Source organism: Jatrophihabitans sp. (assembly GCA_036389035.1).
In the GTDB taxonomy this organism is placed as follows: Bacteria; Actinomycetota; Actinomycetes; order Mycobacteriales; family Jatrophihabitantaceae; genus Jatrophihabitans_A.
Window position 1 is genome coordinate 81188 of record DASVQQ010000005.1, and the last position, 16342, is coordinate 97529.

The window sequence follows — 16342 nt, forward strand, 5'->3', positions numbered from 1 at the left end:
GCTGCGCAGGTGGCTCAGGCGTACATCAGCGAGCCGGGCGTGGTTAGCACCTCGCCGGTCTCCAACCAGGTTTTGAGGCCGGACAGGATCATCGGCCAGCCGCCGTAGAGCTCGTCGTTGGCGCCCTCGCGCAGCTGATCGTGAGTGACCACCAGCCGGCAGGAGTCTCCGACCGGCTCGATCTCCCAGGTGACCCGGGAAGTGCCTTCGCTCTTGACGTCGTCGCTCCATAGCGCGCGCATGCTCTGCACCAGCCGGCGCGGGGGGTCGATCTCGAGGATCTCGCCCTCGCCGAGTGGGCCGTCAGCCTTCGGGCTGGTCTGCTCGAAGCGGGACCCGACCGTCCAGTCGCAGGCGATCTGCACTCCGAAGTTGTACTTGCTCCTGATCTCGCTGTCGGTGATCGCCTGCCAGAGGCGCTCGGGGGTCGTGCGGATGTAGATCTCGAACACCTTTTCCATCGGAGTCTCCAATCGCTGCTTCAGCTCGCTGAGGGCTGCCGTCCACGGCTCGGCGTACTTGCTCACCCACCGGTCGTGGACGAGCCGGATCGGGACGGGGTTGAGGTAGTGCAGCTTCTCCCGACCACGGCGCTTGGTGACGACGAGGCCGGCCTCTTCGAGCAGCTTGAGGTGCTTCATCACACCGAAGCGGGTCAGCTCGAAGCGTGCCACCAGCGCGTTCAGGCTCTGGCCATCCTCACGAAACAGCTCATCCAGCAGGCTGCGCCGGGTCGGATCGGCGAGGGCTCTGAAGACCGCGTCCACTCCGCCGAGATTAGGTGACTATTCAGTCACCTGTCAAGGGGGCGTTGACGGTCACCAGGCCGGCGGAGCTGGGCGGCTAGTTCAGCGGCAGCGGCCTGCCCAGCAGGTAGCCCTGGCCGTGGTTGCATCCCAGCGCCCGGACCGAGGTCAGCTGCTCCTGGGTCTCGATGCCTTCGGCGACGGTGGTGATCCCGAGTTCCTGGCACAGCCCGATGACACTGCGCACGATGGCCCGCGCGCTGTGGTCGGCGGCGATCGGGGCGACGAAGCTGCGGTCGATCTTGACCGTCGACACCGGCAGGTCGCGCAGCAACGAGAGCGAGGAGTAGCCGGTGCCGAAGTCGTCCAGGGCGATCCGGACCCCGAGATCGGCCACCTCGCAGACCTCCTTGATGGCAGCCGGCGAGGCCTCGACCAGGGCGCTCTCGGTGATCTCGAGGTGCAGCCGGCCCGGGGACAGGCCGCTGGCTTCGAGCCCGCGCCGGATCTCGGGCACCAGTTGCCCCCTGCCCAGCTGGCTGCCGGAGGCGTTCACCGCGACCCACTGAGCGCTGCCGCCGGTCAGCCTGGCATCGCCGGCAGCCCGGCAGCAGGTGGCCAGCATCCACCAGCCGAGCGGGACGATCAGGCCGGTCTGCTCGGCCATCGGCAGGAAGTCGTCCGGGTCGAGCATGCCCTGCTCGGCGTGCTCCCATCGCACCAGCGCCTCGTGGCCCACCGCGGTGTTGTCGAGCAGGCTGACGATCGGCTGGAAGTAGGGCACCAGGCCGCGGTTCTCGGTGAGCGCGCTGCGCAGCGAGTGCTCGAGTTCGAGCTCGTGCAGGGTGACGGGCTTGTCCTGGGTCGGGTCATACATCTCGATCCGCGCCCGGCCCCGGCGCTTGGCCCGCAACAGGGCCAGGTCGGCCTCGCGCAGCACCTCGTCGGGGTGGTCGTGACCGTTGCCGCCGACGGTGATCCCGATGCTGAGGCTGGCCGTGTGCAGGTGCCCGCGGACCACCAGCGGCTGTTCCAGGGCCAGGGCCAGCCGCTGGGCGATGGCTTGCAGCCGTTTCGGGTCGGCTATGTCCGGCGCCAGGGCCACGAACTCGTCGCCGCCGACCCGGCCCAGGGTGGCGCAGACCGGAAGGGCGTCGCGCAGCCGGTGTGAGAGCACCAGCAGCAACTCATCTCCGGCCTCGTGCCCGAGACTGTCATTGACGATCTTGAAGCGGTCCAGGTCGCAGTACAGCACCCCGACCGGCCGGCCGGAGCGAAGGTAGCCGGACAGCAACTCCTCCAGCAGCGTCCGGTTCGGCAGCTCGGTCAGCGGGTCGTGCGTCGCCCGGTGGGCCAGCCGGTCCTCGGCCTGCCGGCGCTGGGTCACGTCGTTGATCTGGGCGACGATGCTCTGCAGGTCACCGGTCGAGTTGCGAATCACCCCCACGTGAAGCAGGCCGAACACCACGTGCCCGTCGGCGTGCACCAATCGCTTCTGGTTCTCGTAGCTGTCCCGGGTGCCGTTCAGCAACTCGTTGAACAGTGCGGTGCCCTCGTCGATGTCGTCCGGGTGGGTCAGCTGGGAGAGCCGGCGCCGCAGCAGCTCTTCGCGGGGGTAGCCGAGCATCTCGACCAGCGACTCGTTGACCTGGAGCAGCTCGCCGTCCCGGCCGACGATGGCCGCACCGATCGGGCTCCGCTCGAAGGTGACCTGCCAGCGGTGCTCGGCCTCCCAGCGGCGGGCCTCGGCGCGGTCGCGCGCACGGGATTCGGTGATCGCCACCGCGGCCTGGTTGGCAAACAGCTCCAGCACGGTCCGCTGTTCGAAGTCGGGCCGCTCGCCGCTGGCCGGTTGGTCGACGCTGAGGACGCCCAGCAGCGCGCCGTTCGGGCTGAACAACGGCGCGAACAGCATGTCTTCGGGATGCCAGTCGCCCGGGCGGGCCGCAGTCGGGACCTCACCTATCCAGGTGGCGATCCGGTCGATCACCTGGCGGTCCTGGTCGTGACCGAAGAACCGGAGCGAACCCCACGGCTCGGCTGCGTCCAGCAGGTCCTGCCAGTACTGCACCGGGCTGCCGCGGCCGAGCAGCTGTCCGATGTCGGGTGGGCCGGCCACCGCCCGCACCACCATCTGGCCGTCAGCGTCCACCACATTGATCGCGGCGGCGCCGAATTCCAGGTATTCCACGGTGGCTTCGGCGATCCGGTTCAGGGTCTGGTCGATGTCGCTGATGGTCCCGAGTTCGCGCACCACATCGAGCAGCCGCTCGAGCCATGACCGGCGCAGGTTGCTCACCCTCGGCCGCATCGAAACCATCATGGCAGTTTCACACATGATGCACCGTCTAACCAGCGGTCATCCGGCTTGCAGAGGAATTGGGTCATGCGTGCAGGACGACCGCCAAACCCTGACCGACGCCGATACAGATCGCGGCCAGGCCATAACCGCCGCCGCGAGCCTTCAACTGGTGCGCCAGGTGCGTGACGATCCTGGCGCCGGAACAGCCCAGCGGGTGGCCGAGCGCGATCGCGCCGCCGTGGATGTTCACGATCGCCGGGTCGAGTTCGGGCCAGTCGGCCAGGCAGGCCAGGGACTGGGCGGCGAAGGCCTCGTTCAGCTCCACCATCGCCAGCTGGTCCCAGCCGATACCCGCGCGGCCCAGGGCCGTCCGGGCTGCCTCGACCGGGCCGATCCCGAAGAACTGCGGCTCGACGGCGGCCACCGCTCGCGACACTATCCGGGCCAGCGGAACCCGCCCGGCGGCCTGCGCGCCGGCTTCGTCGCCGATCAACAGGGCGGCGGCGCCGTCGTTGAGCGGGCTGGCGTTTCCGGCGGTCACCGTGCCGTCCGGTCGGAACGCCGGCGTCAGCTTGGCCAGCGCGGCCAGCGAGCTGTCGGCGCGGATGCTCTCGTCGCGACTGAGCTGCACCCCGGGGTAGCCGACCACCTCGGCGGAATAGGCGCCGGAATCCCAGCCGGCGGCAGCCTTCTGGTGGCTGGCAAGGGCGTACTCGTCCTGCGCCTGCCGGGTGATGCCGTACTTCTCGGCCAGCAGCTCGGTGCACTCGCCGAGTGAGACAGTCCAGTCGCCGGGCATCGCGGGGTTGACCATCCGCCAGCCCAGCGTGGTCGAGTGCAGCGTCTCCGAGCCCGCCGGAAAGCCCTTGGCCGGCTTGGGCAGCACCCACGGCGCCCGGGTCATCGACTCCACGCCCCCGGCGATGGCCAGCGAGGCATCGCCTACCGCCACCGCGCGGTTGGCCGCGATCAGCGCTTCCATGCCCGAGCCGCACAGCCGGTTCAGGGTGACGCCCGGCACCGAGGTAGGCAGCCCGGCCAGCAGCGTCGCCATCCGCGCGACGTCCCGGTTGTCCTCACCGGCGCCGTTGGCGTTGCCGAAGAACACGTCGTCGAGCCGGGCCGGGTCGAGCTCGGGCGCTCGCTGGACCACTGACCGGATCACGTGCGCCGCCAGGTCGTCCGGTCGGATCCCGGCCAGCGCGCCGTTGTAACGACCCATCGGGGTGCGGACCGCGTCGAGAATGTAGACATCGCTCATGCGTTCCATTTTGCCCTGGCCAGGACCCGTGCGGGGTGTCCGGCCGGTCACGTCAGGCAACCGGGGCGGGCCGCGTCGCCCTCGGCCTGGCCATTAGCGTTTGAAGTCGCGTGAGCGTCGTGACAGGCTGGCGCAATGGCCGCCGCAGATCCAGCTCCGTCCGACCCCAACGCCTCGGCCGAGCCGAACGTCGCGTCCGAACCGGACCGCTCCGAGGCCTCAGCCGATACCGAGACCCCGCCGGCCGACGTCAAGGCGCGCTTTCGCGACGCGCTGGAGCGCAAGAAGAGCCAGCACGCCGACGGAGTGGGCACCGGGGGCCCGAACGCGTCCAAGATTCATGACGTGCACTCCCGGGCCGGCGGCAAGCGCCAGTTCCGGCGTAAGAGTGGCGGCTGAGCACGGATTTAACATAAATGCCGAACGGGCTGGCGCCGGGCGGCATCATGGGTCACAATAGCCACGTACGTACCACCGCTTAACTTCAGATGGCTGCGCTTGGGGAAGACGTTGCCGTCGAGTCGAAGGTGCGGAGGTGCGCGATGTCTGCTGCTCATGTGGCGTCATCCACGCGGGGTGTGGTGTTCATTCACTGCTGCCCGCCCGCCATCGGTCCCCATGTCGAATGGGCACTGGCTGGCGTACTCGGCCGACCCTGCAAGCTGCAGTGGACCGCCCAGCCCGCCGCGGCCGGCCAGCTGCGCGCCGAGGCCACCTGGGTGGGCCCGGTCGGGATGGCAGCCCGGCTGTCGGCCGCACTGCGCGCCTGGCCGATGTTGCGCTTCGAGGTCACCGAAGAGGGCACCGGCTCCACCGATGGGGAACGGCTGGCCTACGTGCCGGGACGTGGCTTTCACCGCAGCGCGGTCTCGGCCAACGGCGATGTCGTGGTGAGCGAGGAGCGGCTGCGCGGGCTGCTCAGCCGGGCCACCTCCGCCGACGAGTTCGCCCACGGCCTGCACGAGATGCTGGGCTCGTCCTGGGACGCCGAACTGGAGCCCTACCGGGCAGCCGGCGACGGGTCACCGGTGATCCTGATGCACAAGGTGGTCTAGCAGCCGTGGCCTACTAGCCGTGGCCTACTAGCCGTGGCTTAGCAGCCGCGGCCTGGCAGCCGCCCGCTCAGAGCTTGTGGAACAGCAGCGAGGCGTTGTGGCCGCCGAAGCCGAACGAGTCGTTCAGCGCGGCTGTCACGGTCATTTCCCGGGCCTTGGTGGGAACGTCGACGTTCAAGCCGTCCTCCGGGTCATCGAGGTTGATGGTCGGCGGCACCACATCGTTGACCACGCTCAGCACGGTGGCGATGGCCTCGATCGCGCCGGACGCGCCGAGCAGGTGGCCGGTCATCGACTTGGTGCCGGTGACCACCGTCTGCTCACCCAGCAGGGTGGCGATCCAGCGCGCCTCGGCCATGTCGCCGGCCGGCGTGGAGGTGGCGTGGGCGTTGACGTGCACGACATCGGACAGCGCCACCCCTGAGCGCCGGATCGCGGTCTTGGCCGCACGGACCTGGCCGCCGCCGTCCGGATCGGGCTGGACGATGTCATAGGAGTCGGCGGTGATGCCGGCCCCGCCGAGCACCGCGTACGGCTGCCGGCCGCGGGCCCGGGCGGAGGAAAGGCGTTCGAGCACCAGGACGCCGGCGCCTTCGCCGAGCACGAAGCCGTCCCGGTTCTTGTCGTAGGGCCGCGAAGCCCGCTCGGGCTCGTCGTTGCGGGTGGACATCGCCCGCATCTGGGCGAAGCCCGACATGGTCAGCGGGTGGATGCAGGCCTCGGTGCCGCCGACCACGACCAGGTCCGCCCGATCCAGCTGCAGCAGGTCCAGGCCGTAGGCGATTGCCTCGGCGCCCGAAGCGCAGGCACTGACCGGGGTGTAGACGCCGGCCCGGGCCCCGATCTGCAGCCCGACGTAGGCCGCCGGCCCGTTGGGCATGTTCATCGGGATCATCAGCGGCGAGACCTTGCTCGGCCCCTTCTCCAGCAGGATGTCGTGCTGGTGCATCAGGCTGGTCACGCCGCCGATCCCGGTGCCGATGGCGACCGCGACCCGGGACGGGTCCAGGCCGTTCTCGTCCGAGGTGCCCTTGAAGCCGGCGTCCGCCCAGGCCTGGGCCGAAGCCACCAGGGCGGCCTGCTCGGACCGGTCCAGCCGGCGGGCCTGCACCCGGGGCAGCACCCCGGCCGGGTCGACGGCCATCGGCGCGCCGATCCGGACCGCGATGGTCGAGGCCCAGTCGAAGGGCAGAGCCACCACGCCGGACGTCCCCGCCAGCAACGCGCTCCAGAAGGAGTCGACATCGCCGCCGAGCGGTGTGGTCGCGCCAAGGCCGGTCACCACCACCGGGTCGCTGGTGTTCACCACGGTCTCGGTCATCGTTGGCTGTCCTTTGTTCTCGTCCGGGCAGGTGCGCCAGGTGCTGTCAGGTGCTCAGTGTGCTGCTTCGGCGGGCCGAGCGCGCCCCGGCGTCCCGGCCGAGCCGCGATCAGCCCGCTCGGGCGAGCGAGTCAGCTCGGGTTGGCGCTGATGTAGCTGACGGCGTCGCCGACGGTCTTGAGCTTGGGCAGTTCCTCATCCGGGATCTTGACGCCGAACTTCTCCTCAGCCGCCATCGCGACCTCGACCATGGACAGCGAGTCGACATCGAGGTCGTCGGTGAAGGACTTCTCGACGGTCACGTCCTCTTCGGCGACATCGGCGACCTCGTTCAGGATCTCCGCCATGCCAGCCAGGATCTCTTCGTTCGTTGCCACAGGTGCTCTACCTCTCTGCATCGAAGGCCATGCCTTCGCCTGGATCGCCGCGTCCCGGTCGGGAACGGCGTCGTTCTCGGTGGTGCTCCACCGCTGGTCCGCGATGGCTTGCTGGCCGAAAGGCCTGGATCTTTTCGCCGGCCGGACCTGTCGGGCCCGAGGCCGGACCTACCCAGCCGGGAACTCAGGGGGCAAGGATTACCTGGCCCGCGTAGGTCAAACCGGCGCCGAAGCCGACCAGCAGGACGGGCGCGCCGCTGGCGACCTCTCCGCGCTCCAGCATCTTGGACAGCGCGATCGGGATCGATGCCGAGGAGGTGTTGCCGGAGTGGATGATGTCGCGGGCGACCACCACGTTCGGGGCATCGAGCTTCTTGGCGATCAGGTCGATGATCCGCAGGTTGGCCTGGTGCGGAACGAAACCGGCCAGCTGGGCCGGCTCCAGCCCGGCGGCGGCGCAGGCCTGCAGCCCGACGTCTCCCATCTTCGACGTGGCCCAGCGGAACACCGACTGGCCCTCCTGCCGCAGGGTGGCCGATTCGGCGTCGGTGGTGATCGCGCCGGCGCTGTCGCCGTCCGAGCCCCAGACCACCGGCCCGATGCCCACCGAGTCGCTGGCGGTCACCACCGCGGCGCCGGCCCCGTCGGCGAAGATGATCCCGGTGCCCCGGTCCAGCAGGTCGACGTAGTCGGTCAGCTTCTCCGAGCCGACCACCAGCACGTTGCGGGCGTGGCCCGCGGTCACCGCGTTGGAGGCCGCGCTCAAGGCGTAGACGAAGCCGGCACAGGCGGCGTTGAGGTCATAGGCGCCGGGGGAGTTGATGCCCAGCCGGCTGGCGAGCTCGGCGGCGCCGCCGGGCACCTGCTGCTTGCCGGTGCAGGTGGCCAGGATCACCAGGTCGACGTCGGTCGCCGAGATGCCGGAGTTCGCCATCGCCTTGCTGGCCGCGGCCACCCCCATGTCCAGCATCGTCTCGTCCATCGCGAACCGGCGCTCAGCGATCCCCACCCGGCTCTGGACCCACTCGTCGTTGGTGTCGACGCCGAGCGCGACCAGGTCGTCATTGGTCAGGACGGTCGGCGGCTGGTAGTGGCCCAGGCCGGCTACCCGGCTGCCCTGTGACCGGGGCGAGTTGGTGAGCGTGACGTTCATCAGGACATCCCCGTGGCGAGTTGGGCGACCGATGGGCCGCTGAGTGAGGTGGCTGCCTGCGGGTCCTGCTCGGGTGCTGAGTGCTCGGCGAGCAGGCGCTGCGCCTTGTCGAGGTCTTCGGGGGTCTTCACGGCGACCAGTTGGACGTCCGGCAGCTCGCGCCGGGCGATCCCGGTCAGGGTGCCGGCCGGTGCGAGCTCCACGGTGCCGGTGACGCCGAGGTTGCGCAGGGTGTCCAGGCACAGGTCCCACCGGACCGGCCGGGTGACCTGGCTGACCAGCCGGGCCAGCACGGTGGATCCGTCGCTGACCGCGGCGCCGTCGGCGTTGGACAGCAGGATCTGGTTCGGATCGCCGGGCGTCAGCTGCGCCGCGACGGTCCGCAGGTTCTGCTCGGCCGAACTCATGTAGTGGGTGTGAAAGGCGCCGGCGACCTGTAACGGGCGGATCCGGACCCGCGCCGGAGGGTTCTCGGTGAGAGTGGCGATCGCCTCGACCGATCCGGCGGCCACGATCTGACCCGTTCCGTTCCGGTTGGCCGCCGTCAGGCCGGCGGCGAGGATGGCGGCCAGCACCTCGTCGGTGTCGCCGCCGAGAACGGCGACCATCGAGGTCGGGGTGGCCGCGCAGGCCGCGGCCATCTCGGCTCCGCGGCGAGTCGCGAACGAGATCGCCTGTTCCGGCGTCAGCGCGCCGGCGATGGCGGCGGCGGTGACCTCGCCGATGCTGTGACCAGCCAACGCGATGTTGTGGGTGAGAGTGCCCAGCGGAAGCTGGCCGGCCGTGATCAGACCCATGGCCACGATCAGCGGTTGGGTGACGGCTGAATCCCTGATCTCGTCGGCGTCCGCGGTGGTGCCGAGCCTGGCCAGGTCCAGGCCGGAGAGCTCGGAGAAGGTCGCGACCTGCTCTGCCACTCCGTCCAACTCGAGCCAGGGCGCGAGCATGCCGGGAGTCTGAGCTCCCTGCCCGGGAGCGAGTACGGCAATCACACCCTTTACGGTGCCCTGTCTGCAGTACTTACGGCGAGCACGGCTCGCACAGTGTTCATGCCGCTATTTTAGAGGTTCACTACAACTGACGACATTCCCGACGTCCATGTAAGCGGTTGCAATGCAAGGATTCCGCCAATGGCGGGGCAGTCTAATGCGAGTTGGACTGGCCGTTCTGGGGGCCAGTCGAACGGGCCGGGCCGTAGCCGCTGAGCCGGCCCAACACCAGCGCGAGCTGGATGGTGAAGGCTCCCCGGGCGTCGGTCGGCGCGTGCCCGCACAGCTCGGCGGCGCGGCGCAACCGGTAGCGCACCGTGTTGGTGTGCACGAACAGCGCCCGGGCAGTGGCTTCCAGCGCCCGGCCGCCGTCGAGGTAACCGACCACGGTGTCGAGCAGCACATCTCCGGCCTCGACCAGCGGCTGGTAGACCGATTCGATGAGCTCGTGGCGGGCCCCGAGGTCACCGGCGATGGTCCGCTCGGGCAGCAGGTCATCAGCCGACACCGGGCGCGGCGCTCCGGGCCAACCGGCCACCGCGCGCAGCCCGCTCAGCGCCGTCGCGGTCACCTCGGCCGCGCCTTCGATCCGCGGCGCCGAACCACCCACCACCACGGGCGCGTCGCCGAATTCCTGCAGCACCGTCCTGGCCGCGTCGAGCGGGTCGGTGATGCCGCCCAGGACGACCACCAGCCGGCCGCCGTGCACTCCGGCCAGCACGTCGAAGCCGGCCCGGCGAGCTGCCCGGTGCACCGAGTCCAGCGCCTCGGTGGGGTCCAGGTCGATCCGTGCCGAACCCACCACGGTGGTCACCGCGCCCTCGGCCCGCCAGCCCAGCGCGGCCAGCTGGCTGACCGGTGACCCCTCCTCGGTGGAGCCGACCCCCCGTACCAGGCCGTCGATCACCAGCGCCTCGAGCCGGGCATCCCACCGGCCCCGGGTCTCGGCCGCACCGGCATAGACCCGGGCCGCGGCGAAGGCGATCTCGCGGGAGAACCGCAGCATGGCGTCGGCGACGTCCTGCTCCTCGCCCGGACCGGCCAGGGACGGGACGGCCTCCTCGACCACGGCGATGGTCTGGCGCACCAGCTCGACGGTCTGCTGCAACGACACCCGGCGGGCCAGCTCACGGGGTGCGGTGCTGAACACCTCACCGGTCAGCCGGACCGCCTCATTCGGCGAGCGCAGCCATTCCACGAAGGAGCCGATGCCGGCCTGCGCCACCAGCGTGACCCAGGACCGCTGGTCGGCGGGCAACCTGCGAAACCAGGCCAGCTGCTCGTCCATCCGGGCCAGGCTGCGGGTGGCCAGCGCGCCGGAGGACTGCTCGATCCGGCTGATCGTCGCCTCGCTCAGGGTGCCGCCCACGCGCCGAGCCTAGTGTGAGTCGGGTGGGCCGGTATGAGATACGACGCGGCGTGGATCGGGCGCGCACCCGCACCGAGTGGCTGGATTCCCGGCACTCGTTGGCGTTCGGTTCGCACTATGACCCGGACGACACCCACTTCGGGTTGCTGCTGGCCCACAACGAGGACCTGGTGCAGCCCGGCCCGGGTTATCCCGAGCACGTCCACCGCGACGTCGAGATTCTCACCTGGGTGCTTGCCGGGTCGCTGAGGCACCACGATCTGGCAGGGGACTCCACGCTGATCCACGCCGGGCAGCTGCACCACATCAGCGCCGGCAGCGGCATCCGGCACACCGAGTCCAGCGCGCGGGAGGACCGGCCGGTGCACCTGGTGCAGATGTGGCTCAGCCCGGACGAGTTCGGGCTGGCGCCGAGCCACCGGGCCTTGCGGGTGGGTGATCGGCTGGACTCCGGCGAGCTGGTGGTCCTCGCCTCCGGCCTGGCCGAGCCCGGAGATCAGGACGTGCTGCGGATCCGGCAACGCGACGCCGCGCTGTCGGTCGCCCGGCTGCCGGCCGGCGCGACGCTGACGCTGCCGGCAGCGCCCTTCCTCCACGCGTTCCTGGCCGCGGGCTCGGTAACGGTTCAGGCCGCGACCGGCGGCGGCCTGGCTGGCGGCGAGGTGGGCGGCGGCCAGGCGCTGGTGGCCGGTGACGCGCTGCGGATCACCGGCGGCGGCGGTGAGCGGGTGTCGGCGGACCAGCCGGCCGAGTTGCTGGTCTGGCAGCTGCGCTAGCGACACACCTCAGCCCTGGCCGCCTGGCCGGGATTGCCCGCCTGATTCGTTAACGTGCGGGTCATGCCGAGTTCGACCGCGTACCAGGGCCGACCGGCGGCCGCGGAGTTCTTCGCGGGCATCGGCCTGGTGCGACTGGGCCTGGAAGCCGCCGGCTTCGACGTCGTCTGGTCCAACGACATCGAGCCGGCCAAGCAGAGCATGTATCACGGGCATTTCCAGGACCCGGCGCCGAGGCACGAATTCCATCTCGGTGACATCGGCGAGGTCTCGGGCGCCTCGCTGCCACCGGACCTGGCCCTGGCCTGGGGTTCCTTCCCGTGTACGGACCTGTCGCTGGCAGGCTCTAGGCGCGGCCTGGCCGGCAAGGCCTCCGGCGCCTTCTGGCATTTCACCCGGGTGCTGGCGGAGCTGGGTGATCGCAGGCCACCGGTCGTCGCGCTGGAGAACGTCGTCGGGCTCGCCACGAGTTCTGGCGGCGCGGACCTGGCGGCTGCGGTCGGGGAGCTGAACCGGCTTGGCTACTCCGTGGACGTCCTGACCCTGGACGCTCGGCGGTTCGTTCCGCAATCGCGGCCCCGGCTGTTCCTGGTGGGGGCGCTGGACCCGCCTGCCGATCCGTACCCGGCTGCTGATTCACCGGTCGCCGATTCGCCGGTCGCCGACAGCGAGCTTCGGCCTGCCTGGCTGCGGGCGGTGTTCTCAGACCCCGCGCTGCGCACCCACCAGGCGGCGCTGCCGGCTCCGCCACCGCCGCTGACGGCCGGCCTGGGCAAGCAGGTCGAGTTCTTCGACCCGGCCGGTGAGCAGTGGTGGTCGGCCGAGCGCACCGCCGCGTTCGTCGGGTCGCTGAGCGGGCTGCAGCTGCGCCGGCTGCACGTTCTGAGAGATCTGGACCGCTACTCCCACCGCACCGCCTACCGGCGGACCCGGCACGGGACGGCGGTGTGGGAGATCCGTCCGGACGACGTCTCGGGGTGCCTACGGACAGCCCGCGGCGGCTCGTCCAAGCAGGCCGTCGTGCAGGCCGGCCGCGGCGAGGTGCGGGCCCGATGGATGACCCCGCGCGAGTATGCGCGGCTGATGGGAGCGCCCCATTACCGCCTCGACGGGCTTCGCCGGAACCAGGCCCTGTTCGGGTTCGGCGACGCGGTGTGCGTTCCGGTGGTCAGCTGGCTGGCCGAGCACTACCTGATGCCGCTGGTGCGGGGCGGCTTGCGGCCTCTGACGCTTGCGGCGCGGGGGAACGGGCAGGCGCTGTGAGCCGGTGAGCGTTGCCGGCTCCGTGAGCGGGAGCCGGGTAGCGGCTCGGGCGGTCGTATCGTGGGGGCGTGGCTGAGGAGTCCTGGGCATCGACACCGGCGGTGCGTAGCTCGATGCAGTCCAACAAGAGCAGGGACACCAAGCCGGAGCTGGCTGTCCGGCGGGCCATCCACGCGCTGGGCCTGCGCTACCGGGTCTGTGAGCGGCCGCTACCCGCGGTCCGCCGGACGGTGGACGTGGTGTTCCGGCGGGATCAGGTGGCGGTCGAGATCCGAGGGTGCTTCTGGCACGGGTGTGCCGAGCACTACCGCGGCCCGTCCACCAACGGCAGTTACTGGGCCGAGAAAGTGGCTCGCAACATCGCCCGCGACGCAGACACCGAGCGGCGGCTGGCCGAGGCCGGCTGGACCCTGCTGGTGGTCTGGGAGCACGAGGATCCGCAGTCGGCGGCCCTGCGGGTGCGCGACGTCCTCAACTTGACCCGGCGCAGTTAGGGCTCGACTTGCCATCATCGGGGAACCGGTTCGTGATCCGTATGTAGTAACCACTGGGATCGGTCAGCCGGAAGTCTGTGAGACCCCACGGACGTTCCTGCAGCGCTTCGGCCACAGGCCAGCCCGACGACAGGATCCGGTCGTGCTCGGCCTCGACGTCGTCAACCTCCAGAACCAACTCGACGCCTGTAGGCGGCCTTCTCATGCCCGCCTCTCCGTCAGCGCGCAGAGCGGCGCCGATACGGACCGAATCTCGCTGCAACGCCAGGTAAGGACTTGGCGGCTCCAGCTGGAGACGCATCACCCGGAACCCGAGTACCCGTACGTAAAAGTCTTCAGTGGCGTCCAAGTCGGACGGAAAGATCTCACATCGAAGCTGCATTGCCATTGGGTAGCCCACTCACTCTGTGGCAGTTCGTTCATGATGCTCGCCTGCCGGGCCTTACCGGGTGTGCCCTATTGCCGCTGCGCCGTTGTCGTCACGGGTGCTCGGCCGGCTGCCGCCGGTGGGAGTGCGGAGGTTCGCGAGACTTCGGCGGCCCTGCGCCGGGCAGGGCGCTGCGCTACCGTGACGGCAGCGGCGTTGGCGGCCACCACGATGGCGATGCCGACCCACTCGTGCAGGCCGAGAAGCTGGCCCAGCAGCACCATGCCGGCAAGGCCGGCCAGTACCGGGTGCATGCTCATGAAAACGCCGAACAAGCGCTGCGGCACATAGCGCAGGGCCGTCAGGTCCACGGCATACGGGATGACCGAGGACAGCACGCCCGTTCCCAGCGCGTACAGCAGCGGCATCCCGGTCATCCGGCCCTGCGCCACCAGCACCGCCAGGACGGGCAGGTAGGCCAGCGCCGACAGGCCGGTGGCGACCGCCGGTGCCTGCAGGCCCGGCAGCCGGGTCCCGGCGAGGCGGTTCAGCAGGATGTACACCGCCCAGCACGCCGCGGCCAGCAGCGCCAGGCAGAGCCCGAGGTAGTCGCTGGAGGGCCCTGGCAGCACCAGCACGTAGACCCCGACGCCTGCCCCGGCCGCGGTGAGCAGGTCCAGCCGGGACCGGGAGCCGGCCAGCGCTACCGCCAGCGGTCCGAGGAACTCCAGCGTGACGGCCAGGCCCAGGCCGATCCGGTCGATCGCGGTGTACAGCGACAGGTTCATCACGGCGAAGACCACGGCCAGCAGCAACGCCGGCCACCACTGCGCCCAGCTCATGCGACGCAGCGACGGCCTTGCCACCGGAAGCAGGACGGCCGCGGCGACGAACTGCCGGACGGCCACCACGCCGGCGGGTCCGATGGCCGGAAAGGCGTGCGCGCCGACGCCGGCGCCGACCTGGTTGCCCAGACCGCTGAGGATCAGCATCACCACGCCACTGCGCATCGTCCGGGGCGTCCGAGCTCGGGTCAGCACCAGCCCAGTCTCAGCCGCCGCCATTTACAAGGGAAATGCCTTAATGTCATACAGCGATACGCTGGACGCATGAATGCCGTGGAGGTGCGACACCTGCGAACGCTGGTCGCCGTGGTCGATGAGGGCGGGTTCACCCAGGCCGCGGCGTCACTCGGGGTCTCCCAGGCGGCGGTGAGCCGGACGATCGCCGGGCTGGAGCAGGCGCTGGGTGCCCGGGTGCTGCGCCGCACGACCCGCGAGGTGGCGCTCTCGCCGGTCGGATCGCGAGTGATCGGGCATGCCCGCAGGGTGGTGGAGGAGACCGCGGCGATGGTGCGCGCCGTCTCGGAGGCCGCGGCAGCGGTCCGGGTGGGCTACGCCTGGGCCGCCCTCGGCCGTCACACCACCACCGTGCAGAGGCAGTGGGCGGTCGATCACGCCGGCGCCGAGCTCGTCTTCGTGCAGTCCAACACGCCGACCGCCGGGCTGAGCGAGGGCCTCGTCGATGTCGCCGTGCTGCGCCGATCGGTGACCGATGACCGGTTCGACACGGCCCTCGTCGGGGTGGAGCCGCGCTTTGCCGCGGTGGCGACCGGGCACGCCCTGGCTCGCCGCCGCAACGTCACGCTGCACGACTTCGCCGGCCGCACCGTCGCCGTCGACGGCCGGACCGGGACGACCACCGAGCAGCTCTGGCCGGCGGACGCCGCACCCACGGCCACCCGCAGTGTGGACGGCGTCGACGAGTGGCTCACCGTCATCGCGGCCGGCCAGGCGGTCGGCATGACCTCCGAGGCGACCGCGCGCCAGCATCCGCGCCCGGGCGTCATCTATCGCCCCGTCCGCGACGCGCAGCCGGTGGCCGTTCGGCTGGCCTGGTGGCGCGACAGCCCGCCGCCCGCCCTGTCGGACCTGCTGCAGCTGGTGTGCCGGGCCTATGGCTGAACAGCGTTTGATGTGCGCCACTCGGCTGCCCTTGCCGGCCATCCCGACCTACCGTGGTCAGGTGCAGGACGCCGACTTCGAGAAGCTGGTCAAGCTCGCCCACTCGGGCGGCATCGTGGTCCTGAGTGGGGCCGGGCTGTCCACCGAGTCCGGAATCCCGGACTACCGGGGGCCGACCGGGCGGCTGCACCCGGCCACCCCGATGACGTTCCAGGAGTTCACCGGCAGTCCCGCCGCCCGGCAACGGTACTGGGCACGCAGCCACCGGGGCTGGCAACGGATCCAGCACGCCCGGCCCAACGCGGGACACCAGGCGGTGGCCCGGCTGCAGCGCGCCGGCCTGCTGAGCGGCGTCATCACCCAGAACGTGGACGGCCTGCACCAGGCGGGCGGCGCCCGTGAGGTGATCGAGCTGCACGGCGGCCTGGACCGGGTGATCTGCCTGAGCTGCCGGACGCTCAGTGACCGGGACGAGCTGGACGAGCGGCTGTCTGCCGCCAACCCGCGGGCCCGCGACGTCCAGAGCACCGGGCCGGTGAAGCCGGACGGCGACGTCGAGCTCGCCGAGCCCGAGATCGCGGAGTTCCGGCTGGTGGACTGCCTGGACTGCGGCGCCGGCCCGCTCAAGCCCGACGTGGTGTTCTTCGGAGAGAACGTGCCGCCGGAGCGGGTGGCCCGCTGCTACGCCCTCGTCGAGTCCAGCCGGCTGCTGCTGGTGCTGGGATCGTCCCTGACGGTGGCCTCGGGCTTCCGGTTCGTCCGGCGAGCGGCCGCCCGGGGCATCCCGGTGGCGATCGTCAACCAGGGCGTCACCCGGGGCGACCCGCTGGCCGATGTGCTGCTCGACCGGCCGCTCGGTGAGCTGCTGCCGGCGCTGGCCGCCGCCGCGATCGAAGGCTGACCTG

At 70.8% G+C, this 16342-nt stretch carries 17 protein-coding genes; 7 read left to right on the forward strand and 10 right to left on the reverse strand.

Annotation, left to right across the window (positions count from 1 at the left end):
- Positions 1 to 14: 14 nt before the first annotated feature.
- From VF557_02075 to VF557_02085, 3 genes are all read right to left on the reverse strand, one after another.
- The gene (locus VF557_02075) at positions 15 to 767 is read right to left on the reverse strand and encodes an SRPBCC domain-containing protein (GenBank protein HEX8078978.1); all 753 of its coding nucleotides are present in this window, start codon (positions 765 to 767) and stop codon (positions 15 to 17) included.
- 76 nt (positions 768 to 843) lie between these two features.
- A complete protein-coding gene (locus VF557_02080) occupies positions 844 to 3069 on the reverse strand; it encodes an EAL domain-containing protein (GenBank protein HEX8078979.1) in 2226 nt (741 codons plus the stop codon).
- Between the two features lie 61 nt (positions 3070 to 3130).
- Positions 3131 to 4309, reverse strand: coding sequence for a thiolase family protein (locus VF557_02085; GenBank protein ID HEX8078980.1), 1179 nt, complete (start codon positions 4307 to 4309; stop codon positions 3131 to 3133).
- Positions 4310 to 4444: 135 nt separating this feature from the next.
- Here VF557_02085 and VF557_02090 point away from each other — a divergent pair, with 135 nt between their 5' ends.
- Together VF557_02090 and VF557_02095 are read left to right on the forward strand one after the other, a co-directional pair.
- Entirely contained in the window at positions 4445 to 4708 is a 264-nt protein-coding gene (locus tag VF557_02090) for a DUF5302 domain-containing protein (GenBank protein ID HEX8078981.1), read from the forward strand.
- Positions 4709 to 4887: 179 nt separating this feature from the next.
- Entirely contained in the window at positions 4888 to 5364 is a 477-nt protein-coding gene (locus VF557_02095; protein ID HEX8078982.1) for a DUF3145 family protein, read from the forward strand.
- 67 nt (positions 5365 to 5431) lie between these two features.
- Here the strand turns inward: VF557_02095 and VF557_02100 are convergent, their stop codons facing one another.
- From VF557_02100 to VF557_02120, 5 genes are all read right to left on the reverse strand, one after another.
- Complete coding sequence (locus tag VF557_02100; protein HEX8078983.1) at positions 5432 to 6685, reverse strand: beta-ketoacyl-[acyl-carrier-protein] synthase family protein; 1254 nt, start codon at positions 6683 to 6685, stop codon at positions 5432 to 5434.
- A 131-nt stretch (positions 6686 to 6816) separates the two neighbouring features.
- Positions 6817 to 7083: an acyl carrier protein gene (locus tag VF557_02105; GenBank protein HEX8078984.1), complete on the reverse strand. Its 267-nt coding sequence runs from the start codon at positions 7081 to 7083 to the stop codon at positions 6817 to 6819.
- Positions 7084 to 7246: 163 nt separating this feature from the next.
- Positions 7247 to 8215 carry a beta-ketoacyl-ACP synthase III gene (locus VF557_02110; protein HEX8078985.1) on the reverse strand — a complete coding sequence of 323 codons (969 nt, stop codon included), beginning with the start codon at positions 8213 to 8215 and terminating at the stop codon, positions 7247 to 7249.
- Entirely contained in the window at positions 8215 to 9207 is a 993-nt protein-coding gene (locus tag VF557_02115) for an ACP S-malonyltransferase (GenBank protein ID HEX8078986.1), read from the reverse strand. Before VF557_02115 ends, VF557_02110 begins: the two co-directional genes overlap by 1 nt.
- A 151-nt stretch (positions 9208 to 9358) precedes the next feature.
- Positions 9359 to 10573: a helix-turn-helix domain-containing protein gene (locus tag VF557_02120; protein ID HEX8078987.1), complete on the reverse strand. Its 1215-nt coding sequence runs from the start codon at positions 10571 to 10573 to the stop codon at positions 9359 to 9361.
- 23 nt (positions 10574 to 10596) lie between these two features.
- On the opposite strand from VF557_02120, the gene VF557_02125 reads away from it, so the two are divergent.
- The 3 genes from VF557_02125 to VF557_02135 all read left to right on the forward strand — a co-directional run bounded on the left by VF557_02125 (position 10597) and on the right by VF557_02135 (position 13106).
- Positions 10597 to 11349 (forward strand): pirin family protein, encoded by a 753-nt coding sequence (locus VF557_02125; GenBank protein ID HEX8078988.1) that lies wholly within the window; start codon positions 10597 to 10599, stop codon positions 11347 to 11349.
- A 63-nt stretch (positions 11350 to 11412) separates the two neighbouring features.
- A complete protein-coding gene (locus tag VF557_02130; protein ID HEX8078989.1) occupies positions 11413 to 12612 on the forward strand; it encodes a DNA cytosine methyltransferase in 1200 nt (399 codons plus the stop codon).
- Positions 12613 to 12680: 68 nt separating this feature from the next.
- A complete protein-coding gene (locus VF557_02135) occupies positions 12681 to 13106 on the forward strand; it encodes a very short patch repair endonuclease (GenBank protein ID HEX8078990.1) in 426 nt (141 codons plus the stop codon).
- On the opposite strand, the gene VF557_02140 is transcribed toward VF557_02135, so the two are convergent.
- The gene (locus VF557_02140) at positions 13084 to 13494 is read right to left on the reverse strand and encodes a VOC family protein (protein HEX8078991.1); all 411 of its coding nucleotides are present in this window, start codon (positions 13492 to 13494) and stop codon (positions 13084 to 13086) included. The two genes, VF557_02135 and VF557_02140, sit on opposite strands and share 23 nt — an antisense overlap.
- 68 nt (positions 13495 to 13562) lie before the next feature.
- Entirely contained in the window at positions 13563 to 14513 is a 951-nt protein-coding gene (locus VF557_02145) for an EamA family transporter (GenBank protein HEX8078992.1), read from the reverse strand.
- A gap of 69 nt (positions 14514 to 14582) precedes the next feature.
- On the opposite strand from VF557_02145, the gene VF557_02150 reads away from it, so the two are divergent.
- Positions 14583 to 15437: a LysR family transcriptional regulator gene (locus VF557_02150; GenBank protein ID HEX8078993.1), complete on the forward strand. Its 855-nt coding sequence runs from the start codon at positions 14583 to 14585 to the stop codon at positions 15435 to 15437.
- 10 nt (positions 15438 to 15447) lie between these two features.
- Positions 15448 to 16338, forward strand: a complete 891-nt coding sequence (locus VF557_02155; GenBank protein HEX8078994.1) for an NAD-dependent protein deacetylase — start codon at positions 15448 to 15450, stop codon at positions 16336 to 16338.
- Positions 16339 to 16342 lie beyond the last annotated feature (4 nt).